This is a genomic window from Micromonospora sp. DT231 (assembly GCF_049847025.1).
Classification (GTDB): domain Bacteria; phylum Actinomycetota; class Actinomycetes; order Mycobacteriales; family Micromonosporaceae; genus Micromonospora.
Map to the genome: position 1 here is coordinate 426,159 of NZ_JBNCNO010000005.1, position 25,898 is coordinate 452,056.

A 25,898-nucleotide genomic window follows, 5' to 3' on the forward strand; every position below is an offset into this window, starting at 1 on the left:
GCGCCGATGGGCCGGGCCCCGGATCCGTCGCGCCTCGAATCCCTACGTTTAGGCCAGGCTTACCTTACTGACGACCGCCCCGGCCCTTTCAGGAGCGACTGTATGCAGATCATCGGTGGCAGCACCGGCGGCACCGTGGCGGACCGGGAGGCGTACTCCAGTGGCGGCCCGCTGACCGTCGCCCCGACCACACTCCCGGACGCCTTCGCGACGGTGGCGCGACGTGACCCCGACGCGGTGGCGGTGGTCTTCGAGGACGTCGAGGTCAGTTACGCCGAACTGGACGCCAGGGCCAACCGGCTGGCGCACGTGCTCGTCGCCCAGGGGCTGGGCCCGGATCGGGTGGTCGGGCTCGCCGTACCCCGCTCGGTGGACATGATCGTGGCGGAGCTGGCCGTGCTGAAGGCCGGCGGCGCCTACCTCCCGCTGGACCCGGCCGACCCGGCCGAACGGCTCGCCTACCTGCTCGGCGACGCGCGACCGGTCTGCCTGGTCACCACCTCCGAGGTGGCGGACCGACTGCCCCGCGCCGACGACGTGCCCCGGCTGCTGCTCGACGCCCCCGAGGTGATGGCCGAGCTGGCGAACGCGTCGACAGACGACCCCGAACGGCCCGGCCTGCGGGTCGAGCACGCCGCCTACGTCATCTACACCTCGGGCTCCACCGGGCGACCCAAGGGCGTGCTGCTCACCCACACCGGCGTGGCCAAGCTGCTGTCCACCCAGTTCGAGCGGTTCGGGCTCACCCCCGACGTCCGGGTCCTGCACTTCGCCTCGCCGAGCTTCGACGTCGCGTTCTGGGATCTCTGCCTGGCCCTGCTCTCCGGTGGGCGACTGGTCATCGTCCCCGCCGACCGCCGCGTCGCCGGGCCGGCACTCACCGAGTACGCGATCCGGCACCGCGCCAACTTCATGATCCTGCCCCCGGCGCTGCTGGCCGCGCTGCCCCCGGAGTGTGAACTGCCACCGGGCATCCTGTTGGCCGGCACCGAACGGGTCTCGCCGGAACTGGTCGCCCGCTGGGCGCGGGATCGCCGGATGTTCAACGCGTACGGCCCGACCGAGGCCACCGTCAACTCCACGCTCGGCGAGTGTGACCCGGAGCGGGTCGACGGCGCCTCGGTCCCGATCGGTCGCCCCGACCCGGGCACCGACGCCTACCTGCTCGACGACGCGTTGCGGCCGGTGGAGCCCGGTGTGCCAGGCGAGCTCTACCTCGCCGGGCCGGGCCTGGCCCGCTGCTACGTCAACCGGCCGGACCTGACCGCCGAGCGTTTCCTCGCCGACCCGTACGGACCACCCGGCGGACGGATGTACCGCACCGGTGACGTGGCGATCTGGCGTGCGGACGGGCGGCTGGACTTCCTCGGCCGGGTCGACGACCAGGTGAAGGTGCGCGGATACCGCATCGAGCTGGGTGAGATCGAGTCGGTGCTGGCCCGCCACCCGAACGTCGGTCAGGTCACCGTGCTGGCCCGCGAGGACCGCCCGGGTGACGTGCGGCTGGCCGCCTACGTCGTACCGAGCGAGGACGGCGCGCCGCAGGACCGGGCCGACAGCCAGGTCGCCGAGTGGAAGGAACTGCACGAACTGCTCTACCAGGCCGGCCGGGTGGAGCGCTTCGACGAGAACTTCACGGGCTGGAACAGCAGCTTCGACGGCTCCCCCATTCCGTTGGAGCAGATGCGCGAGTGGCGGGACACCACTGTCGACCGGATCCGGTCGCTCCGGCCCCGGCGCGTCCTGGAGATCGGTGTCGGCAGCGGGTTGCTGCTGTCGCGACTCGCCCCGGAGTGCGAGAGCTACTGGGGACTCGACCTCTCCGAGCAGGCCATCGACACGCTGCGGGCCGCGGTGGCGACGATTGCGGGACTCGACGAACGGGTCACGCTGCGCGCCCAACCGGCCCACGACCTGGAGGGTGTGCCGACCGGTTGGTTCGACACTGTCGTCATCAACTCGGTGGCGCAGTACTTCCCGAGCGCCGACTACCTGACCGACGTGCTGCGCGCGGCGGCCGAGCGACTCGCCCCCGGCGGGGTGATCTTCGTCGGAGACGTCCGTAACCTGCGCCTGCACCGGATGCTGCACGAGGCGATCCAGACCAGCCGTGGCGTCGCCCCCGCCGAGCTGGACGCCGCCGTCGAGGCCGCGGTCCGCGCCGAACGCGAACTGCTGCTCGACCCGGACTACTTCGCCGCGCTGCCGAGCGGGTCGATCCGGGGCGCCGAGGTGTGGGTCAAGCGGGGCGGTTACGACAACGAGCTGAGCGGCTACCGCTACGACGTCGTGCTGACCACCGCTCCCGTGCCCGCGCCCACGCCCGAGGCGACGTACGCGTGGGCCGGGAGCCTGGACGACGTCCGGAAGCAGTTGACCGCCGGCCCGCGGCGACTGCGGGTCACCGCGGTGCCGAACGCGCGCCTGGGTGCGGCGGACGCCCCGTCCGTCGAGGACATCCACGCCCTGGCCGACGCGTCCGACTACCGCGTCGTGGTGACCTTCGCCGGCTCCTCGACAAGCGGGGACCTCGACGTCGTCTTCCAACGCGACGCCGAACCCCGCCACGCCTACCGTCCCGGCGGGGTGGCCGCGCACGCCAACACCCTGACCGCGGCCGCCGATCCGACGGCGCTGGTGAAGGCGCTGCGTCTGCACGCGGAATCCTGGCTGCCCAGCTACATGGTGCCGACCGGCTTCGTGCTGCTGGACCGACTGCCGGTGCTGACCAGCGGCAAGCTCGACCGGGCCGCGCTGCCAGCACCCGACTACGCCGCCCAGGCCACCGGCACCGCGCCCCGCACGCCCCGGGAGCGGGTGCTCTGCCAGCTCTACGCGGACGTCCTGGGCGTCCCCGGGGTTGGCATCGAGGACGACTTCTTCAGCCTCGGCGGGGACAGCATCGTCTCCATCCAGTTCGTGCTGCGCGCCCGCGCGGTGGGACTGGTCTGCACCTCACGCCAGGTGTTCGAGCGTCGGACGGTGGCCGCGCTGGCCGAGGTCGTCACCGACCTCGACACCGGCGCCCGGGACCGCCCCGACGACGGGGTGGGCGACATCCCGTTCACACCGATCCTGCGCTGGCTCGACGAGACCGGCGGCGGAATCGACGCGTTCAGCCAGTCGATGGTGCTCGCCACTCCGGCGGGCGCCACCGAGGCCGACCTGGCCGCCGTGCTGACCGCGCTCACCGACCGGCACGACCTGCTGCGCTCGCGGCTCGTCCGCGCCACCCCCACGACGCCGGGCCGGCTGCACGTCGCGCCGCGCGGCACCGGCCAGCCGTGGCTGCGGCGGGCCGAGCCCGGCGCGGTGATCGAGGCCGAGGAGCGGGCCGCCGCCGGCCGGCTCGACCCCGAGCGGGGAGTGATGGCCCAGGCCGTCTGGTTCGACAGCGGGCCCTCCGCGCCGGGCCGGCTGCTGCTCGTCATCCACCACAGCGTCGTGGACGGTGTCTCGTGGCGGATCCTGCCGGCCGACCTGGCCACCGCCTGGGAGCAGCGGACGGCTGGTCGTACCCCCGTCCTGGAACGCACCGGCACGTCCTTCCGGCGGTGGGCCACGGCACTCACCGAGGCGGCCCGGCGACCGGAACGCACCGCGGAACTGGCGCTGTGGCGGCGCATCCTGACCGGCGCGGACCCGGCGCTGACGCGACGCCCGCTGCGGCCGGTGGACGACCTCGCCACCGTCGCCCGGCACACCGTACGGCTGCCCGCCGCGACCACCGAGCCGGTGCTCACCACGGTCGCCGCCGCCTTCCACGCCGGCATCAACGACGTGCTGCTCACCGCGCTCGCCCTGGCGATGATCGACTGGCGGACCCGCCACGGCAAGGGGACCGAGCGCTCGGTGCTCATCGCGTTGGAGGGGCACGGCCGGGAGGAGCAGGTCGTCGCGAACGCGGACCTCACCCCGGCGCTCGGCTGGTTCACGAGCGTCTTCCCGGTCCGTCTCGACCCGGGCGACATCGATGTCGCCGACGCGTTGGCCGGCGGACCGAGCGCCGGCACCGCGCTGAAGCGGCTCAAGGAGCAACTGCGGGCCATCCCGGACCACGGCATCGGGTACGGGATGCTGCGGTACCTCAACCCGGACACCGAGCCTGAGCTGGCCGCCCACCCCACCCCGCAGGTCAGCTTCAACTACCTCGGCCGGTTCACCGCCTCGTCCGGCGACGGCGGGAACTGGACGCCAGTCGCCGGGCACGGGATCCTGGCCGGCGGGTTCGACCTGGGCATGCCCGTCGCGCCGTACGCGTTGGAGATCAACGCGTACGTGCAGGACACCACGGCCGGCCCGGAGCTGGGGGTGACCTGGGCGTACCCGCGTGACCTGCTGGACGACGCGGCGGTGGCCGATCTGGCCGCGGCCTGGTTCGCCGCGCTGGAGGCCCTCGTCGTGCACGCCCGCGGCCCGGCCGCCGGCGGGCTCACCCCGTCCGACCTGACGCTGCGACTCAGCCAGGACGAGATCGACGAGTTCGAGGCCGAATGGGAGCTTTCGTGACCGCGACCGCCACCCCCGGGCAGGCCTCCGGGATCGCCGACATCCTGGCGCTGACCCCGCTCCAGGAGGGGCTGCTCTTCCACGCGCATCTCGCCGCGGACGGCCCGGACGTCTACACCGGACAGTTGACCGTCGCCCTGGACGGGCCGCTGGACGCCGAGCGGCTGCGGGCCGCCGGGCAGTCCCTGCTCGACCGTCGGCCCAACCTGCGGGTGGCGTTCCGCCGCCGCAAGAACGGGCAGTCCGTGGCCGTGGTGCCACGACACGTGCCGCTGCCCTGGTCCGCCCTGACCCTGGCCGAGGACGACCTTCCCGGCTTCCTCGACACCGACCTCGCGACCCGGCTCGACCCGGCGACCGCGCCGCTGCTGCGGATGACCCTGATCCAGCTCGATCCGCACCGGCACCGGCTCGTCATCACCCACCACCACCTGCTGCTCGACGGTTGGTCGGTGCCACTGTTGCTGGACGAGCTTGTCGCCCTCTACCGGGGCGACCCGCTGCCCGAGCCCGCCGACTTCCGCGACTACCTCGCCTGGACCGCCGCGCAGGACCGCCCGGCGGCCGAGACCGCGTGGCGCGAGGCACTGGCCGGGCTGGACGGGCCGACACTCCTCGCTGGCCGACCGCCGGCCGACGCGGTCGTCCCGCAGCGCCTCGTCCGGGACCTCCCGGTCGAGGCGACCACTCGGCTCACCGCCCTCGCCCGCGCCCGTGGGCTCACCCTGAACACGGTCGTCCAGGGCGCCTGGGGAATCGTGGCCGGGGCGCTGACCGGACGCGACGACGTGGTGGTCGGCGCGACAGTCGCCGGTCGACCGCCGGACCTCCCCGGCGCCGACACCATGATCGGCCTGTTCATCAACACCATTCCGGTCCGCATCACCCTGGACCCGGCCGCCTCGGTGACGACGGTGCTGCGCCGGCTGCAGGACGGGCAGGTGCGGCTGATGGAGCACCAGCACCTCGGGTTGGCCGAGATCCAGCGACTGGCCGGGCACGGCGAGTTGTTCGACACCCTGACGGTCTTCGAGAACTACCCGCTCGGCGAGGCGCTGCCGGCGCCGGCCGACGGCCTCCGGGTCACGGGCGCGGCCGTCCGCGACTGCGCGCACTACCCGCTGACGCTCACCGCGCGTCCCGGCCAGCGGCTGCACCTTGACCTGGAGTACCGCGCCGACCTGATCGACACCGACGCCGCCGGGACGTTGCTGGACCGGCTGACAGTGGTGCTGACCCGGATCTGCGACGCCCCGGACGCGCCCCTCGCCGCCGTCGACGTGCTGACCTCGGCGGAACGGGACCGCGTCCTGCGGGGTTGGAACGACACCGCCAGGCCGCTGCCCGACACCACTGTCAGCGCGCTGTTCCACGAGCAGGCCACCCGGACGCCCACGGCTGTCGCTCTCGTCGCGGACGGACGCGAGTGGACGTTCGCCGAGGTGGAGCGCTGGGCTGCCGGGCTGGCCGGGGCGTTGCGCGAGCGCGGCGTCACGCGTACCGACCGGGTGGCGCTCGCGCTGCCCCGGGCGCTCACCGTGCCGGCGGTGTTCGGCGTGCTCGACAGCGGCGCGGCCTACCTGCCGCTCGACCTGAACCAGCCGACCGACCGGATCACGGCGATGCTCGACGACGCCGCCCCGGCGGTGCTCGTGGTCGCGGCCGGCGACGACCCGGCCCCAGGGTGGACGGGTGTCCGGCTGGTGGTGGGTTCGGCGGTGCCCCAGGCGGAACCGTTCGTGGCGACGCCGTCGGCGGAGGACCCCGCGTACGTGATCTTCACGTCGGGGTCGACGGGGCGGCCGAAGGGTGTCGTGGTGCCGCATCGGGGCATCGTGAACCTGTTCGCGTCGCATCGGGAACGGCTGATGGCCGGTCCGCGACGCCGGGTCGCGCACGTCGCGTCGTTCACCTTCGACGGGTCGTGGGAGCCGCTGCTCTGGCTGCTCGACGGGCACACGGTGCACGTCGTCGACTCGGACGTCTACCTCGATGCCGCCGCGCTTGTCGGCCACCTGCGCGAACAGCGGATCGACGTGTTGGACGTGACGCCCACGTACCTGCGGGAGCTGGTGCCGGCGGGTGTGCTGGACGCGGGCCTGAGTGTGTTGTTGGTCGGTGGTGAGGCGATCGACGGGCAGTTGTGGCAGCGAGTGTGCGCCACGCCCGGGTTGACCTGCCACGACCTGTACGGGCCGACCGAGGCGTCGGTGGACGCCTACGGGTGGGAGGGTCCGGACCGGGCCGCGTACCGACTGGCGAACGTCCGCACCTACGTGCTCGACGCCGCCCTGCGGCCGGTGCCGCCGGGGGTGCTCGGTGAGCTGTACGTGGCCGGGGCGGGGTTGGCGCACGGGTACCTCAACCGGGCCGGGTTGACGGCGCAGCGGTTCGTGGCCGATCCGTTCGGTCCGGCCGGTGCGCGGATGTATCGCACCGGGGACCTGGCCCGGCTCAACCGCGGCGGGGTGTTGGGGTTCGCCGGCCGCGCCGACGGGCAGGTCAAGGTGCGCGGCTTCCGAATCGAGCTGGGCGAGATCGAAGCCGCCCTCGGCCAGGCCGCCGTGGTCGTGCGCGACGGCCGACTTGTCGCCTATGTCGTCGGTGGGCCCGTCGACCTGGACCGGCTGCGGGCCACGTTGCCGGACTACATGATCCCGTCGGCGTTCGTCGAGGTGGACGCCTTGCCCCGGACGGTGGCCGGGAAGCTCGACGTCGCCGCGTTGCCCGCTCCGGACCTCACCGCGTCGAGTGTGGGCCGGACCGCCCGCAACAGCCGCGAACAACAGTTGTGTGACCTGTTCGCCGAGGTGCTGGGCCTGCCGTCTGTCGGTATCGACGACGACTTCTTCACCCTCGGTGGCCACTCGCTGCTGGTCATGCGCCTCGCCGGCCGCGTACGCGCCGTCCTGGGCGTCGAACTGCCCGTCCGCGCGGTATTCGACAGCCCGACGGTGGCGGGTCTACTGCCGAAACTGGTCGGGTCCAGTCGCGCCCCACTGGTGGCGGGACCACGTCCGGATCGGGTGCCGCTGTCGTACGCCCAGCAACGGTTGTGGTTCCTGTATCGGCTCGAAGGACCGAACCCGACCTACAACATCCCGATCGCCTGGCGGCTACGCGGCCGCCTCGATGCCGACGCGCTGATCGCGGCCGTCGGTGACGTGGTCGCCCGACACGAAACCCTCCGCACCATCTTCGGCGAGCAGGACGGCGGCGAGCCGTACCAGCGGATCCTGCCCGCCGCGCCGGTCGCGGTGCCGGTGGCGGACATCGCCGAGGCGGACCTCCCCGACCGGCTCGCGGAGATCGGGGCGTACGGGTTCCGCCTCGACCACGAGCCGCCGATGCGGGCCCGGCTCTACCGGATCGCACCTGACGAGCACGTGTTGCTCCTGCTGCTGCACCACATCGCCGGCGACGAGTGGTCGGATGTGCCACTGCGCCGCGACATCGTGGCCGCCTACACCGCCCGCTGCGCCGGGCTGGTGCCGGCATTCCCGCCGCTGCCCGTGCAGTACGCCGACTTCGCGCTGTGGCAGCGCGCCGAGTCGGGCACGCTCACCGCGCAGGTCGACGGGTGGCGGGAGGCCCTGGCCGGGCTGCCCGACGAGGTGGACCTGCCGGCCGACCGCCCGCGTCCGGCGGAGGCCAGTCACCGCGGCGACGTCGTCGACTTCACGCTGCCCGCCGAGGTCACCGAACGGCTGCGTGCGCTGGCCCGGTCGACCGGGACCTCCGTGTTCATGGTGGTGCAGGCGGCGGTGGCGGTGCTGCTGTCCCGCCTGGGCGCGGGCACCGACGTCCCGCTGGGCGCACCGGTGGCAGGCCGACCGGACGCCGCACTCGACGACCTCGTCGGCTTCTTCGTGAACACCCTCGTGCTGCGCACCGACACCTCGGGCGACCCGTCATTCCGCGAACTGCTGGCCCGGGTACGAGAAACCGACCTCGCCGCGTTCGACAGGCAGGACGTGCCGTTCGACCACCTCGTGGAAGCGCTGAACCCGGTCCGGTCGCTGGGCCGGCACCCGCTGTTCCAGACGATGGTCTCCTACCTCGGCGAGGCCGACGCCGCGTGGCACCTCGGGTCGCTGCGCGTCGAGACCGAGCGGGTACGCCAGCACGTCGCGATGTTCGACCTCTCCTTCGACTTCTTCGAGACGCGCGGCGGCGTCCGAGGCGAGGTGGAGTACGCCACCGACAGGTACGACAGGTCGTCCGCCCAGACCCTCGTCGAGCGGTTGCAGCGGGTCCTCGCCACCGTCGCCACCGACCCGTCGACGGTGGTGAGCAGGATCGACGTGCTCGCTCCCGCCGAGCGTTCCCGGCTGCTGGCCGTGCCGCCCGCCACACCGATCCCGTCGGGCTCCATCGTGGACCTGTTCGTCGCGCAGGCGGCGGCCAACCCCGAGGCGGTGGCCCTGGTCTCCGGCGGCCGGGCCTGGACGTACGCCGAGTTGGACGACTGGTCGTCACGGCTCGCCGGGGCACTGGCCTCGTACGCCGGGGGCCTCGTCGCGCTGGCCACCTCCCGCCCGCTCACCGTCCCGGCGATCCTGGGCGTGCTCAAGGCGGGTGCGGCGTACCTGCCGCTGGACGCGTACCAGCCGACCGACCGGATCACGGCCATGCTCGACGACGCCCGGCCGGCGATCCTGGTCACCACCGGGGACACCGACGTGCCCTGGACCGGCCCTCGGCTGGTGGTGGGCGCGGCCGTGCCGCAGGCGGAACCGTTCGTTGCCGCGCCGTCGGCGGAGGACCCCGCGTACGTGATCTTCACGTCGGGGTCGACGGGGCGGCCGAAGGGTGTGGTGGTGCCGCACCGGGGCATCGTGAACCTGTTCGCGTCGCATCGCGAGCGGCTGATGACCGGTCCCCGGCGTCGGGTCGCGCACGTCGCGTCGTTCACCTTCGACGGGTCGTGGGAGCCGCTGCTCTGGCTGCTCGACGGGCACGCGGTGCACGTGTTCGACGATGACGAGTACCGCGACGCGGGGATTCTCATGGCGCGGCTTCGTGAGCAGCGGATCGACGTGCTGGACGTGACGCCCACGTACCTGCGGGAGCTGGTCGCGGCCGGGCTGTTGGACGCGGGCCTCAGCGTGCTGTTGGTCGGCGGTGAGGCCATCGACGGGCAGTTGTGGCAGCGGGTGTGCGCCACACCGGGGTTGGTCTGCCATGACCTGTACGGGCCGACCGAGGCGTCCGTGGACGCCTACGGGTGGCACGGACCCGACCGGGCCGTGTACCGGTTGGCGAACGTCCGCACCTACGTCCTCGACGGCGGGTTGCGGCCGGTGCCACCGGGCGTGCTCGGCGAGGTGTACGTGGCCGGGGCCGGATTGGCACACGGATACCTCAACCGGACCGGCCTGACGGCGGAACGGTTCGTGGCCGACCCGTACGGCCCAGCGGGCGCACGGATGTACCGCACCGGCGACCTGGCCCGGCTCAGCCGCGACGGGGTGCTGGAGTTCGCCGGCCGCGCGGACGGGCAGGTGAAGGTCCGCGGGTACCGCATCGAGCTGGGCGAGATCGAGGCCGCCCTCGGCCAGGCCGCCGTGGTCGTGCGCGACGGCCGACTCGTCGCCTACGTCGTGGGCGAGGTCGACACCGACCGGCTGCGGGCCACGTTGCCGGACTACATGATCCCGTCGGCCTTCGTCGAGGTCGACGCGCTACCCCGCACTGTCGCCGGGAAACTCGACGTCGCCGCGCTGCCCGCCCCGGACCTCGCCGCGTCGAGTGTGGGCCGGACCGCCCGCAACAGCCGCGAACAACACCTCTGCGACCTCTTCGCCGAGGTGCTGGGCCTCCCGTCGGTGGGCATCGACGACGACTTCTTCGCCCTCGGCGGCCACTCACTGCTGGTCATGCGCCTCGCCGGCCGCGTACGCGCCGTCCTGGGTGTCGAGTTGCCCGTCCGCGCGGTATTCGACAGCCCGACCGTGGCGGGTCTGCTGCCGAAACTGGTCGGGTCCAATCGCGCCCCACTGGTCGCGGGGCCACGTCCGGACCGGGTGCCCCTGTCGTACGCGCAGCAACGGTTGTGGTTCCTCTACCAGCTCGAGGGACCGAACCCGACCTACAACATCCCGATCGCCTGGCGGCTACGCGGCCGACTGGACCCGGACGCACTGATCGCGGCCGTCGGTGACGTGGTCGCCCGACACGAGACCCTGCGCACCATCTTCCCGGACGTCGACGGGACCCCCTACCAGCGCATCCTCCCACCGGACGCCGTCCCGGTCGAGTTCCACGAGGGCGGCGACGTCGACACCGCCGCCGAGCACGCCTTCGCGCTCGATCGGGAGCCACCGCTGCGGGTCGACGTGTTCCGGGTGGCACCTGACGAGCACGTGTTGCTCCTGCTGGTGCACCACATCGCCGGCGACGAATGGTCCGACGCACCGCTGCGCGCCGACCTCACCACCGCGTACGAGGCGCGCCGCGCCGGACACGCCCCGGCGTTCCGACCGCTCCCCGTGCAGTACGCCGACTTCGCCCTCTGGCAGCGCGAGCAGTCCGCCGGCCTGACCGACCAGGTGCGGGCGTGGCGGGAGGCCCTGGCCGGGCTGCCCGACGAGGTGGACCTGCCGGCCGACCGCCCGCGTCCGGCGGAGGCCAGCCATCGCGGCGACCTCGTCGAGTTCGACCTGCCCGACGCGGTGGCCCGCGACCTACGCCACCTGGCCCGGTCGACAGGCACCAGCCTCTTCATGGTGGTGCAGGCGGCGGTGGCGGTGCTGCTGTCCCGCCTGGGCGCGGGCACCGACGTACCGCTGGGCGCACCGGTGGCGGGCCGACCGGACGCCGCACTCGACGACCTCGTCGGCTTCTTCGTGAACACCCTCGTGCTGCGCACCGACACCTCGGGCGACCCGTCATTCCGCGAACTGCTGGCCCGGGTACGGGAAACCGACCTCGCCGCGTTCGACCGACAGGACGTGCCGTTCGACCACCTCGTGGAGGCGCTGAACCCGGTGCGGTCGCTGGGCCGGCACCCGCTGTTCCAGACGATGGTCTCCTACCTGCCCGGTGGGGGCGACACCTGGACGCTCGCCGAGCTGACCGGAGCGCCCGAACCCGTCGGACACCGTACGGCGATGTTCGACCTCTCCTTCGACTTCGCCGACGCCCCGGGGGGCGGCATCGAGGGAAGCCTCGAATTCGCCACCGACAGGTACGACAGGTCGTCCGCCCAGATCCTCGTCGAGCGGTTGCGGCGGGTCCTCGCCACCGTCGCCGCCGACCCGTCGGCGGTGGTCAGCCGAATCGACGTCCTGAGCCCGGACGAACGGGACCTGCTGCTCGACGCCGACGTCGGCGCGACGGTCCCGCCGGGGTCCATCGTGGACCTGTTCGAGACGCAGGCCTCGACCACGCCCGCGACCGTGGCGCTGGTCTCCGGTGGCCGGTCGTGGACGTTCGCCGAGCTGGACAGGTGGTCGTCCCGGCTGGCCGGGGTACTGGCCGGACGCGGCGTGGGCCGAGGAAGCCTGATCGCGCTCGCGGTCCCCCGCCCGCTCACCGTCCCGACGATCCTCGGCGTGCTCAGGGCGGGTGCGGCGTACCTGCCGCTGGACGCGTACCAGCCGACCGACCGGATCGCCGCGATGCTCGACGACGCCGCGCCGACGCTCGTGCTGACCGGCGGTGACGTGCCCCTGCCGCCCGGCACCGCCCGCCTGCTGCTCGACGAGCCCACAGTCTTCGAGGGCCCGCTCGGCAGCCCCGCCCGCCCTCGGGCGGACGACCCCGCGTACGTGATCTTCACGTCGGGGTCGACGGGGCGGCCGAAGGGTGTGGTGGTGCCGCATCGGGGCATCGTGAACCTGTTCGCGTCGCATCGGGAGCGGCTGATGGCCGGTCCGAAGCGTCGGATCGCGCACGTCGCGTCGTTCACCTTCGACGGGTCGTGGGAGCCGCTGCTCTGGCTGCTCGACGGGCACACCCTGCACGTCCTCGACGACGACGAGTACCGCGACGACACCGCCCTGGTCGGCTACGTCCGCCGCCACCACCTCGACGTGGTGGACGTGACGCCCACCTACCTGCGGGAGTTGGTCGCGGCCGGGCTGTTGGACGCGGGCCTCAGTGTGTTGTTGGTCGGCGGTGAGGCCATCGACGGGCAGTTGTGGCAGCGGGTGTGCGCCACGCCCGGGTTGACCTGCCACGACCTGTACGGGCCGACCGAGGCATCCGTGGACGCCTACGGGTGGCACGGACCCGACCGGGCCGCGTACCGGTTGGCGAACGTCCGCACCTACGTCCTCGACGCCGGGCTGCGGCCGGTGCCACCGGGCGTGCTCGGCGAGGTGTACGTCGCCGGGGCCGGATTGGCACACGGATACCTCAACCGGACCGGCCTGACGGCGGAACGGTTCGTGGCCGACCCCTTCGGTGCGGCGGGCGCGCGCATGTACCGCACCGGGGACCTGGCCCGGTACAACCGGGACGGGGTGCTGGAGTTCGCCGGCCGCGCCGACGGACAGGTGAAGGTTCGCGGCTTCCGGATCGAGCTGGGCGAGATCGAGGCCGCCCTCGGCCAGGCCGCCGTGGTGCTCCGGGACGGCCGACTCGTCGCCTACGTCGTGGGTGGGCCCGTCGACCTGGACCGACTGCGGGCGACGCTGCCCGACTACCTGATCCCGTCGGCGTTCGTCGAGGTCGACGCGCTGCCCCGCACCGTCGCGGGCAAACTCGACGTCGCCGCGCTGCCCGCCCCGGACTTCTCCGCGCTTGTCGGCGGCACGGCCGCCCGCACCAGCCGGGAGCAGCACCTGTGTGACCTGTTCGCCGAGGTGCTGGGCCTGCCGACCGTCGGCGTCGACGACGACTTCTTCGCCCTGGGCGGCGACAGCATCGTCTCGATCCAACTGGTCAGCCGGGCCCGCGCGGCAGGCCTCGGCATCAGCCCACGGGACGTGTTCCGGCACAAGACCCCGGCCGGGCTCGCCCAGGCCGCCACCGTCGACGTCCCGGAGACCGAGGACCCACGCGAGGCGTACGGGAGCGCGCCACTCACCCCGGTCATGCGCTGGCTCGCCGAGGTGGACGGCCCGACCACCGGATACAGCCAGTCGATGCTGCTGCACGCCCCGGCCGGACTCACCGCGGCGGGGCTGGCCGAGGTGGTGCAGGCGCTCGTCGACCGTCACGACCTGCTGCGTGCCCGGGTGACCGGCGACCGTGTGCACATCCCCGAGCCCGGCGCGCCCGTCGACGTCGTGCGGGTGGCCCCGTACGACGAGAACAACCTGCCGGCGGTCGCCGCCGCCGCCCGCGACCGGCTCGACCCCGCCCGTGGTGTCCTGCTCCAGGCGGTGCTGCTCGAACCCGGGCACGTGCTGCTCGTCGTACACCACTACGCCGTGGACGGGGTGTCCTGGCGGATCCTGCTGCCCGACCTCGCCGCCGCCTGGGCGGCCCGGCAGGCGGGCAAACCGAGCACGCTCCCGCCCACCGGCACCTCGTTCCGCCGCTGGGCCCGGGAACTCGACGGCCTCTCCCGCGACGCGAGGACTGTGGCGCAGCTGCCGTACTGGACCGAGGTTCTGGCCGGGCCGCGCGCCCCGCTGGGCAACCGACCCCTCGACCCGGCCCGCGACCGCACCGGCACCTGCGACGAGATCACCGTCGAGCTGCCACCGGAGGAGACCCTGCCGCTGCTCACCACAGTGCCCACCGGCTTCCACGCCGGCGTCGGCGACGTGCTGCTGACCGGGCTCGCGTTGGCGCTGCGCGACTGGGCCGGCGGCGCCGGCTGGCTGGTCATGCTCGAAGGGCACGGCCGCGAGGAGCACCTGGTGGCCGGCGCCGACCTGTCCCGCACGGTCGGCTGGTTCACAAGCGAGTACCCGGTACGGCTGGACCTCGGCCCGGAGCACCCCGCGGACGCCCTGAAGACGATCAAGGAGCGGTTGCGGGCGGTGCCGGACAACGGCGTCGGCTACGGCCTGCTGCGCCACCTCAACCCCGACACGGCCAGCGTGCTCGCCGGGTACGACAAGCCCTCGATCGGCTTCAACTACCTCGGCCGGTTCGCCGCCGGGAACGCCGACGAGGGGCCGTGGGAACCGGCCGGGGAGGGCTGGGGCGGCGGCGCCGACGACGGCATGCCCGCCGACTACCCGCTGGAGATCAACGCGACCACCGAGGACCACGCCGACGGGCCGCGGCTCGCCGCGACCTTCACCTGGCCACGGGACCTGCTCACCGAGGAGCACGTCCGCGACCTGGCCGGCCGCTGGCGGGAGGCGCTGCGAGCGCTCGCCGCCGACCCGCAATCCGGGGGATACACCCCGTCCGACCTGAGCCTGGTCGAGGTGAGCCAGGCCGACATCGACAGCCTTGAGGCCGAGTTCGCCGACCTCGAGTCCGAGTGGGAGACGCAGTGACGAAGAAGACCGGGCTCGAGGACGTCCTGCCACTGTCGCCGTTGCAGGAGGGGCTGCTCTTCCACGCGCTCTACGACACCGACGCCCCCGACGTCTACACCGTGTCGACGGCGCTGGACCTGACCGGGCCGCTGGACGCCGTCCGGCTGCGCGAGGCCGGGCAGGCGCTGCTCGACCGGCACGCCAACCTGCGGGCCGGGTTCCGGCGTACGGCCAAGGGCACCACCGTCGCCGCGATCCCCACCCGGGCCCGCCTGCCCTGGACCGAGCACGACCTCAGCGGCCTGCCCGAGGCCGAGCGCGACGCGGAACTCGACCGGCTCGCCACCGCCGACCAGCGACAGCGTTTCGACATGGCCCGGCCGCCGTTGCTGCGGATGACGCTGACCCGACTCGGGCCCGCGGCACACCGCCTCACCATCACCCACCACCACATCCTGCTCGACGGCTGGTCCGCGCCGCTGCTCGTGCGGGAACTGCTCGACCTGTACGCCAAGCCCGGCTCGTTGCCGCCGGTCACCCCGTACAAGGCGTACCTGGCGTGGCTGGCCCGCTGGGACCGGGACGCGGCCACCGCCGCCTGGCGGCACGCGCTCGCCGGGCTCGACGAACCGACCCGGATGGCGCCCGCCGGCACCACGCCCGAGCCGGTCGTCCCCGGCTCGGTGGAGACCGCGCTGCCAGCCGAGCTGAGCGGCCGACTCACCGACCTCGCGCGTACCCTCGGCGTCACTCTCAACACAGTGGTGCAGGCGGCCTGGGGTCTGCTGCTGGCCCGGCTCACCGGCCGCGACGACGTGGTCTTCGGCGCCACCGTCTCGGGGCGGCCACCGCAGTTGCCGGGTGTCGAGTCGATGATCGGCCTGTTCATCAACACCGTGCCGGTGCGGGTCCGCGTCGACCCGGCCGAGCCAGCCCACGACCTGCTCGTACGCCTGCAGGACGAGCAGGCCGCGCTGATGGAACACCAGTACCTCGGGCTGGCCGACATCCAACGGCTGGCCGGACACGGCGAACTGTTCGACACGCTCACCGTCTTCGAGAGCTACCCCGACGACCCGGGCGCCGCCGAGCCGGTGCCCGGGCTGCGGGTCACCGAGGCGCAGGACGAGGACGCCACCCACTATCCGCTGGTGCTGGTCGCCGAGCCGGGCGCCCGGATCAACCTGGAGATCCGGCACCGCGCCGACGTGTTCGACGCCGACGCCGCCCGCACCATCCTCGACCGACTGGTCCGCGTCGTCACCGCGCTGGCCGTCGACCCGACCGCCCCGGTCGGCCGGATCGACATCCTCGACCCGACCGAGCGCGCCACAGTCCTCACCGAGTGGAACGGCAGCACGGACGGCATCGTGGCCACCACCTTCCCCCGGCGGTTCGCCGACATGGTCGCCGCGTACCCGGAGAACATCGCGGTGATCTGCGAGGACGAGCAGATCAGCTACGCCGAGCTGGCCGTACGCTCGGACCGGCTGGCCCGGGCGCTGACCGCCCGTGGCGTCGGCCCCGGGCAGGTCGCCGCGGTGGCACTCCCCCGCGGCGTCGACCTGGTCACCGCGCTTGTCGGCGTGCTGCGCTCCGGCGCCGCCTACCTCGCGCTCGACCTGGACTACCCGGCCGACCGGCTGCGCTACATGCTGGAGGACGCCGCGCCGGCCTGCGTCGTCACCCGTGTCGAGCTGACCGACGCGCTGCCCGGCGACGTGCCCGTGGTGGACGTGGCCGCGTCCGGACCCGACGTGGCTCGTGTCGAGCCGGAGGTCTCGGACGCCGCGTACGTCATCTACACGTCCGGTTCGACCGGCCAGCCCAAGGGCGTCGTCGTCACCCACGAGGGCGTCGCGAAGCTGCTCGCCACCCAGCAGCTCCGGCTCGGTGTCACGCAGACCAGTCGGGTGCTGCTCTTCGCGTCGCCCAGCTTCGACCTCGCGTATTGGGAGCTGTGCCAGGCGCTGCTCTCCGGCGGCGCGCTCGTGGTGGTCCCGGCCGAACTGCGCATCCCCGGCGCGCCGCTCGTCGACTACCTCACCAAGCACGAGGTCACCCAACTGGCCCTGCCGCCGTCGGTGCTCAGCGCGCTGCCGGCCGACTGCCGACTGCCGCTCGGGGTGTCCATGCTCGTCGGCACCGAGGAGGTGCCGGCCCGGTTGGCCGAGCGGTTCGCCGCCGGCCGGCGCATGTTCAACGCGTACGGGCCCACCGAGACGAGCGTCAACGCGACACTGTGGGAGTGTGCGCCGGTCTCCCCCGGCAGCGTGCCGATCGGCTATCCGGATCCCGGGCAGTTGGCGTACGTGCTGGACAGCGGCCTGAACCCGGTCCCGCCCGGTACCGTCGGTGAGCTGTACCTCGGCGGCCTCGGCCTGGCCCGTGGCTACCACAACCGGCCCGGCCTGACCGCCGAGCGTTTCCTGCCCGACCCGTTCGCCGCGCCCGGCGCCCGGATGTACCGCACCGGCGACCTGGTGCGCTGGTCCCCGGACGGGGCGCTGGAGTTCGTCGGTCGCGTCGACCACCAGGTCAAGATCCGCGGCTTCCGGGTGGAACTCGGCGAGATCGAGGCTGTGGTCGCCCGGCAGGAGGGCGTCCGGCAGGCCGCCGTGGTGCTGCGGGCCGACGGTGGCGTCAAGCGGATCGTCGCGTACGTCGTCGGCGGCACCGATCTCGCCCGGTTGCGGGCGGGCATCGCCGCCACGCTGCCCGACTACATGGTCCCCGGCGCGTTCGTCGCCCTGGACGCGCTGCCGGTGTCCGTGAACGGCAAGCTGGACCGGGCCGCCCTGCCCGCCCCGGAGTTCACCGCCGACGGCGGCGGCCGCACACCCCGCACTCCCCGCGAGAAGCTGCTCTGCGACGTCTTCGCCGAGGTGCTGGGGGTGCCCACGGTCGGCATCGACGACGACTTCTTCGCCCTCGGCGGCGACAGCATCATGTCGATGCAGTTGGTCGGCCGGGCCCGGGTCGCCGGCCTGCTGATCACCCCGCGTCAGGTGTTCCACAATCGCACCCCGGCCCGGCTGGTGGCCGTCGCCGGCACCGTGACCGGCGCCGACGCGGTGCCGTCGAGCCTGTCCCTGGTCACCCTCACCGAGGCCGACCGGCGCGAACTGGTCGGCCTCGGCGTCGACGTCCGGGAGGTGCTGCCGCTCTCGCCGTTGCAGACCGGCCTGCTGTTCCACAGCCTGCTCGACGACGCCGGCCCGGACGTCTACACCGTCCGCATGGTGGTGGACCTGACCGGGCCGATCGACGCCGCCCGGCTGCGCGCCGCCGGTCAGGCGCTGCTCGACCGGCAGCCCAGCCTGCGCGCCTCGTTCCACCACCTCGCGTCCGGCACGGCGGTCAGCGTCGTCCCGGCCGCCGTCACCGTGCCGTGGACCGAGGCCGACCTGTCCGAGCTGGACTCCGACGCGAGGGAGGACGCCTGGCAGCGGCTCCTCGCCGAGCAGGGCCGCCGCTTCGACCCGGCCGTCGCGCCGTTGCTGCGCCTGGCCCTGGTGCGTACCGGCCCGGACTCCCACCGGCTCGTGCTCACCCACCACCACCTGCTGCTCGACGGCTGGTCCCGGGGACCACTGCTGGCCGAGCTGTCCGCCCTGTACCGCGACGGCGACACCGCACCGGTGACCGGCCGACCGTTCCGGGACTACCTCGCCTGGCTGGCCGGGCAGGACCGGCGGACCGCCGAGGACGCCTGGGCCGCCGCGCTCGACGGCCTGGCCGAGCCCACCCGTGTCGCGCCCGCCGACGGGCGTCGTGCCTCGCTGGCTCCCGAGGTGGCCGAGGTGGAGTTGCCGGCGGACCGGACGGCCGCGTTGACCGCTAACGCCCGCGCCCGTGGCCTGACCGTGAACACCATCGTGCAGGCCGCCTGGGCGCTGCTGCTGGCCCGGCTCACCGGCCACGACGACGTGGTCTTCGGCGCCACCGTCGCCGGGCGACCGGCGCACCTGCCCGGCGTGGAGTCGATGATCGGCCTGTTCATCAACACCGTGCCGGTGCGGGTCCGGATCGACCCGGCCGAGCCCGCCCACGCGCTGCTCGACCGGATCCAGGACGAGCAGTCCGCGCTCATGGAACACCAGTACCTCAGCCTCACCGACATCCAGCGCATCGCCGGGCACGGCGAGTTGTTCGACACCCTGCTGGTCTTCGAGAACTACCCGGACGGCGACGCCACCGACGACGGGCTGCCGGTCACCGGCACCGACGGGCACGACGCCACCCACTACCCGCTCACGCTCATCGCCGAGCCCGGCCCGACCCTGCACCTCGCCGTCGAGTACCGGCCCGACCTGTTCGACGCCGCGTACGCCGGGCGGCTCGCCACTGCGCTCGTCACGGTCGTGGACGAACTCGTCGGCGGGCTGGACGCCCCGGTCGGTCGGGTCGGCCTGCTCGACCGGGACGGGCGCGCGGCGATCCTGGCCGCCGGGACCGGCGAGGTCCACGAGCTGCCCGAGGCGACCCTGCCGGAGCTGGTGGCCGCACAGGTCGCGGCGACCCCCGACGCGGTGGCGCTCGTCGACCCGGACGGGGTCGAGATGACCTACCGCGACCTGGACGCGCGCACCGAACGGCTGGCCCGGGTGCTCACCTCCGTCGGCGCCGGACCGGAGACGGTCGTCGCGCTCGCCCTTCCGCGTTCGGTCGAGCTGGTGGTGGCGATCCTCGCGGCCGGACGGGCCGGCGCCGCGTACCTGCCGCTCGACCTGGACCACCCGGACGCGCGGCTGGCGGCGATGCTCGCCGACGCGCGGCCCGTCGCGGTGCTCGCCGTCGGCGCCACCGCGTCGCGCGTCGCTGGATTGCCGCACGCGGACGCGCCCATCGTGCTCGACGGGCCGCTCGACGACCCGCGGGTACGGCCCACGCCGCCCGGCCCCCGGCACCCGGCGTACGTCATCTACACCTCCGGCTCCACCGGCGCGCCCAAGGGTGTCGAGGTCGAGCACGCCGGCATCGTCAACCGGCTGCGCTGGATGCAGCACGAGTACGGCCTCACCGCGGGTGACCGGGTGCTGCAGAAGACCCCGGCCGGCTTCGACGTGTCGGTCTGGGAGTTCTTCTGGCCCCTGAGCACCGGGGCGACCCTCGTGCTGGCCCGGCCGGACGGCCACCGCGACCCGGTCTACCTCGCCGAGGTGATCCAACGGGAACGGGTCAACACCGTGCACTTCGTCCCGTCGATGCTCGCCGCGTTCCTCGCCGAGCCGGGCGCGGCCGATTGCACAGCCCTGCGCCGCGTCCTGTGCAGCGGTGAGGCGCTGCCCAGCGCTCTCGCCGATCGGTGCCGGGAGCTGCTGCCCGGCGCCGCCCTGCACAACCTGTACGGCCCGACCGAGGCGTCGGTGGACGTGACGGCGTGGCCCGCCGAGCGTGGTACCGGCACGGGTTCGGTTCCGATCGGCGCACCGGTGTGGAACACCCGGGTCAGCGTGCTCGACGCCGGGCTGCGCCACGTGCCGGTGGGGGTGCCCGGTGAGCTCTACCTGTCTGGTGTGCAGGTGGCCCGCGGTTACCGGGGCCGGCCCGACCTGACCGCCGACCGTTTCGTCGCCGACCCGTACGGTCCGGCCGGCGAGCGCATGTACCGCACCGGCGACCAGGTGCGCTGGAGCGCGCCCGGGGTGCTCGAATTCCTCGGTCGCGGCGACGGCCAGGTGAAGATCCGTGGGCTGCGCGTCGAGCTGGGCGAGATCGAGGCCGCGCTCACCGCACAGCCCGACGTCGGTTCGGCGGTGGTGCTGCTGCGCGAGGACCGGCCGGGCGTCGCGCACCTGGTCGCGTACCTCACCGTGGCCCGCACCCTGGACGAGGCGGCGGTGCGGGCCCGGCTCGCGGCGCGGCTGCCCGAGCACCTGGTGCCGTCCGCCTTCGTCGTCCTCGACGCGATGCCGGTCTCGGTGAACGGCAAACTGGACCGGGCCGCCCTCCCCGCGCCCGACTTCGCCGGCGCGGGCACCGGCACGGCCGCGCGTAACCCGCGTGAGCAGGTGCTCGTCGACCTGTTCGCACAGGTGCTGGCGGTGCCCACGGTGGGTGTCGACGACGACTTCTTCAGCCTCGGCGGCGACAGCATCATCTCGATCCAGCTGGTCGGCCGGGCCCGCGCCGCAGGTCTGTCGCTCACCCTGCGGCAGGTGTTCCACCTGCGGACGCCTGCCGCGCTGGCCGCCGCCGCCGGGTCGGCGTTCACCGCCGCCAGCGGCAGCGGCGCGCTTGTCACGCTCACCGACGCCGAGACCGCCGAGATCGCCGGGCGGGGCCTGGACGTGGCCGAGGTGCTGCCGCTCGCACCGTTGCAGACCGGGCTGCTCTTCCACGCCGCGTTCGACGCCGACGGCCTCGACCTGTACACCGTGCAGATGGTCTTCGACCTGCCCGGCAGCGTCGAGCCGGCCCGGCTACGGGCCGCCGGGCAGGCGCTGTTGCAGCGACACGCCAACCTGCGGACGTCGTTCCACCAGCTCGACTCCGGCCGACCGGTCGCCGTGGTGAACCGTGGTGTCACGCTGCCCTGGGCCGAGACGGACCTGTCCGATCTGGACGCCGCGCGGCAGGAGGAGGCGTGGCAGCGCTGCCTCGCCGAGGAGGGCCGCCGATTCGATCCGGCGGTCGCCCCGCTGCTGCGGATGATGCTGGTCCGCACCGGTGACGCGTACCGGTTGGTCCTCACCCACCAGCACATGCTGCTCGACGGCTGGTCCCGAGGGCCGCTGCTGGACCAGCTCGCCGAGTTGTACGAGGCCGCCGACGGCGGCGCCACCCCGCCGCCGTACCGCGACTTCCTCGCCTGGCTGGCCGGGCAGGACCGGTCCGCCGCCGAGCAGGCGTGGCGTACCGCGCTGGCCGGGGTCACCGACGCCACCCGGCTCGCCCCGGCCGACCCGCACCGCGAACCGGCGGTGCCCGAGCTGGTCGAGCAGGAGCTGACCGAGGCCGTCACCGCGCGCCTGACCGGCCTGGCCCGCTCCCGGGGGCTGACGCTGAACACGCTCGTCCAGGCCGCCTGGAGCATCGTGCTGGGCCGGCTCACCGGCCGTGACGACGTGGTCTTCGGCGCCACCGTCTCCGGACGACCGGCACAGTTGCCAGGTGTCGAGTCGATGATCGGGTTGTTCATCAACACCGTGCCGGTGCGGGTCCGCCTCGACCCGGCCGAGCCGGTGGCGGGGCTGCTGGCCCGGCTCCAGGACGAGCAGTCGACGCTGCTCGACCACCACTATCTCGGGTTGGCCGACGTCCAGCGCCTGGCCGGCGTCGGGGAGTTGTTCGACACGCTGCTGATCGTGGAGAACTACCCGGAGCGTACCGACGACGGGTCGGAGAGCCTGCTCGCCGCCGTCGACGCGGGTGGGCGCGACGCCACCCACTACCCGCTCACCTGGGTCGTCGACCCCGGCCAGCGGCTACGGATGGGCCTGGAGTTCCGTCCCGACCTCTTCGCCCCGCCGGTCGCCCGACGACTCGTCGACGCGCTCACCGCCGTCCTGACCGCGTTCACCACCGACCCGGACCGTGCGGTGGGCCGCCTGGACCTGGTCTCGGACGAGGACCGCGGCGGCCGGAACCCGCAGCCGCCGGCCAGTGGAGACGACCCGACGGTCGCCGACCTGTTCGAGCGGCAGGCGGCCGAGTCGCCCGACGCGACCGCCGTCGTCTGCGGCCCGGTTCGCCTGACGTTCGCCGACCTCAACGACCGCGCCAACCGGCTGGCCCGGCTGCTCGCCGGCCGGGGGGTCGGCGCCGAGGACGTGGTGGCCCTGGCCCTGCCGCGCACCGCCGACGCGATCACCGCGATCCTCGCGGTGCTCAAGTGCGGTGCCGCCTACCTGCCGCTGGACCCGGCCTACCCGCCGGCCCGGGTCGCCGCGATGCTCGCCGACGCGCGGCCCGCCGCGCTCGTCACCGCCGCCGGGGTCGGTGTCACGGCGGACGGGCTCGACCGCGTCCTGGTCGACGACCCGGCGTTGGCCACGCTCGCCGGGCACGACCTGACCGACGACGACCGGGTACGCCCGGCCCTCCCCCAGCACCCGGCGTACGTCATCTACACCTCCGGCTCCACCGGACGCCCGAAGGGCGTGGTGGTGACCCACCGCAACCTGGTCAACCTGTTCCGGAGCCACCGCGCGCAGTTGCACCTGCCCGCCCGCGCCGCCACCGGTCGCCGCCACCTGCGGGTCGGGCACGCCTGGTCGTTCGCGTTCGACGCCTCCTGGCAGCCGCAGCTGTGGCTTCTCGACGGGCACGCCCTGCACATCGTCACCGAGGAGTTGCAGCGCGACCCGGAGCAGCTCGTCGAGCTGATCCGGGCCGAGGGGATCGACTTCATCGAGCTGACCCCCTCGCACTTCGCGCAACTCGCCGACGCCGGCCTGATCCGCGACGGGCGCTGCCCCCTCGCCGTGGTCGGTGTCGGTGGCGAGGCGGTGCCGCCCGCGCTCTGGCAGCGCCTGGGCGGGCTGCCCGGCACCGAGGCGTTCAACCTGTACGGCCCGACCGAGGCCACTGTGGACGCTCTCGCCGCCCGGATCGGCGACACCACCTCCCCGGTGATCGGCCGGGCCGTCGCGGGTGCCCGCGCGTACGTGCTGGACCGGGCCCTGCGGCACACCCCGACCGGCGTGGCCGGCGAGCTGTACGTGGCCGGGGCCGGACTGGCACGTGGCTACCTGGGCCGGCCGGACCAGACCGCCGAGCGTTTCCTCGCCGACCCGTACGGCGCGCCGGGCGAGCGGATGTACCGCACCGGTGACCTGGTGCGGTGGACCGAGGACGGCCGGGTGGAGTATCTCGGCCGGGTCGACGAACAGGTGAAGATCCGTGGCTTCCGGGTGGAGCTGGGCGAGATCGAGTCGGTGCTCGCCGCGCAGCCCGGCGTCACCGAGGCCGTGGTGGTCGCCCGCGAGGACCGCCCCGGCGTACGCCTCCTGGCCGGCTACGTGGTCGGCGGCGACGACCTCGACCTGGCCGCGCTGCGTGCCGCCGTCGCCGTCGAGCTGCCCGACTACATGGTGCCGTCCGCGGTGGTCCGCCTCGACCGGCTACCCACCCTGGCCAACGGCAAGCTGAACCGGGCCGCGCTGCCCGCGCCCGACCTCGGCGCGACAGGCACCGGCCGGGCGCCCCGCACGGATCGGGAGCGTGTCCTGGGCGAGGTGGTCGCGGCCGTGCTGGGCCTGCCGTCGGTGGATGTCGAGGCGGACTTCTTCGCGTTGGGCGGCGACAGCATCGTCGCGATGCAGCTCGTCGGTCGCGCCCGTGCGGCCGGCCTGCGACTCACCCCGCGGCAGGTCATCGCGGAGCGTACGGTGGCCGGGCTGGCAGTGGTCGCGACCGTGCTCGACCGGGCCGACGGCCGGGTCGGCGACGGGGTCGGGTCGTTCCCGCTGACCCCGGTCATGCGCTGGCTGCGCGAGGTGGACGGCCCGATCGACGGGTTCAACCAGTCCGCTGTGGTGCAGGTCCCGGCGGGCCTGGGTTGGGCGCCGCTGCTGGCCGCGTTGCAGGCCGTCGCCGACCGGCACGACCTGCTGCGGGCCCGGCTGGACCGCACCGGCGACTGGTCGGTGACGGTGCCGCCGCCCGGCTCGTCGCGGGCCGCCGACTGGACGGTACGCGTCGACGTGCGCGGCCTCGACGACCGTGGCCTGTGGGACGCGGTCGTCGAGCAGGCGACAGTCGCGCAGGCCGGGCTCGACCCGGACAACGGGGTGATGATCCGGGCCGCCTGGCTGGACGCCGGCGCGGACCGGCCGGGCCGGCTGCTGCTGCTGGTCCACCACCTGGTCGTGGACGGTGTCTCGTGGCGGGTGCTGCTGCCGGAGATCGGCGCGGCCTGGCGGGACGCGGTCGCCGGCCGGACCCCGCTCGCCGCCCCCACCGGCACGTCGTTCCGCCGCTGGGCGACAGGCCTCGCCGAGCGGGCGGTGGACCCGGCCCGGGTGGCGGAGCTGCCGAGATGGGAGCAGATCGTGCGGCGGGGCGACCCGTTGCCGGTACGCCGCCCGCTCGACGCCGCGCTCGACGTGGCCGGCACCCTGCGCGACATCACCCTGACCCTGCCCACCGACGTCACCGAGGCCCTGCTCACCCGCGTTCCGGCCGGGCTCGGCGCCGGTGTCAACGACGTCCTGCTGGGCGCGTTGGGGGTGGCCGTCACCAGGTGGCGGGCCGCGCGGGGCGGCGCGGGCGACGCGGTGCTCGTCGCGCTGGAGGGCCACGGGCGGGAGGAGCACCTGGTGGACGGGGCCGACCTGTCCGGCACGGTCGGCTGGTTCACGAACATCTTCCCGGTCTGCCTGGACACCGCCGGGATCGATGTGTCGGCCGGCGGCGCGGCGGTGGCCGAGGCGGTGGTGCGGGTCCGCGAGCACCTGGCCGAGTTGCCGGACAACGGCATGGGCTACGGCCTGCTCCGCTACCTCAACCCGGCGACCGCGCCCACGCTGGCCGCGCTGCCGCATCCGCCGATCCAGTTCAACTACATGGGACGGTTCGACTTCCCGGAGGCCGCCGACTGGGAGTTCGCCCCCGAGGCGGAGGCCGCCGAGAACGGCGCCGACGACGCCATGCCCGAGACGTACGAGCTGGTGCTGAACGCCCAGACCGAGGACCGCGCGACCGGCCCGCAACTGGTCGCCACCTGGAGCTGGCCGGACGGCGTGTTCGCCGACGGCGCGGTGGACGATCTCGCCCACCTCTGGTTCGACGCCCTGCACACCCTGGTAACGCACACCCTGGTAACGAGGAGTATCCGATGAGCACGAACCCGTTCGACAACGCCGATGGCACGTTCCTGGTGCTTGTCAACGACGAGAACCAGCACAGCCTGTGGCCGGTCTTCGCCGAGGTGCCGGCGGGCTGGCGGGCCGTGCACGGCCCGGCCGGTCGGCAGGACTGCGTCGACTACGTCAACGCGAACTGGACCGACATGCGCCCGCAGAGCCTGATCGACGCCGAGCGCTGACCGGCGGC

4 protein-coding genes are annotated in these 25,898 nt (G+C 73.8%); all 4 read left to right on the plus strand.

The annotated features are described in order from the left end of the window. The first annotated feature begins 102 nt into the window (after nt 1-102). Genes ACPXBU_RS16230 through ACPXBU_RS16245 form a run of 4 tightly spaced genes read left to right on the plus strand, consistent with a single transcriptional unit; the run spans nt 103 to nt 25,890 of the window. Nucleotides 103-4,509 carry an amino acid adenylation domain-containing protein gene (locus ACPXBU_RS16230; protein WP_425758659.1) on the plus strand — a complete coding sequence of 1,469 codons (4,407 nt, stop codon included), beginning with the start codon at nt 103-105 and terminating at the stop codon, nt 4,507-4,509. Further along, a complete protein-coding gene (locus ACPXBU_RS16235; RefSeq protein WP_425758660.1) occupies nt 4,506-14,915 on the plus strand; it encodes an amino acid adenylation domain-containing protein in 10,410 nt (3,469 codons plus the stop codon). Before ACPXBU_RS16230 ends, ACPXBU_RS16235 begins: the two co-directional genes overlap by 4 nt. Continuing rightward, nucleotides 14,912-25,684 (plus strand): amino acid adenylation domain-containing protein, encoded by a 10,773-nt coding sequence (locus ACPXBU_RS16240; protein ID WP_425758661.1) that lies wholly within the window; start codon nt 14,912-14,914, stop codon nt 25,682-25,684. Before ACPXBU_RS16235 ends, ACPXBU_RS16240 begins: the two co-directional genes overlap by 4 nt. Further along, complete coding sequence (locus ACPXBU_RS16245; RefSeq protein ID WP_393361908.1) at nt 25,681-25,890, plus strand: MbtH family protein; 210 nt, start codon at nt 25,681-25,683, stop codon at nt 25,888-25,890. Before ACPXBU_RS16240 ends, ACPXBU_RS16245 begins: the two co-directional genes overlap by 4 nt. The last annotated feature ends 8 nt before the right edge of the window (nt 25,891-25,898 follow it).

Bases quoted from the DNA above. Each gene is read 5' to 3' on its own strand.
- ACPXBU_RS16230 (WP_425758659.1), top strand. From the start codon at position 103: ATGCAGATCATCGGTGGCAGCACCGGCGGCACCGTGGCGGACCGGGAG.
- ACPXBU_RS16245 (WP_393361908.1), top strand. From the start codon at position 25,681: ATGAGCACGAACCCGTTCGACAACGCCGATGGCACGTTCCTGGTGCTT.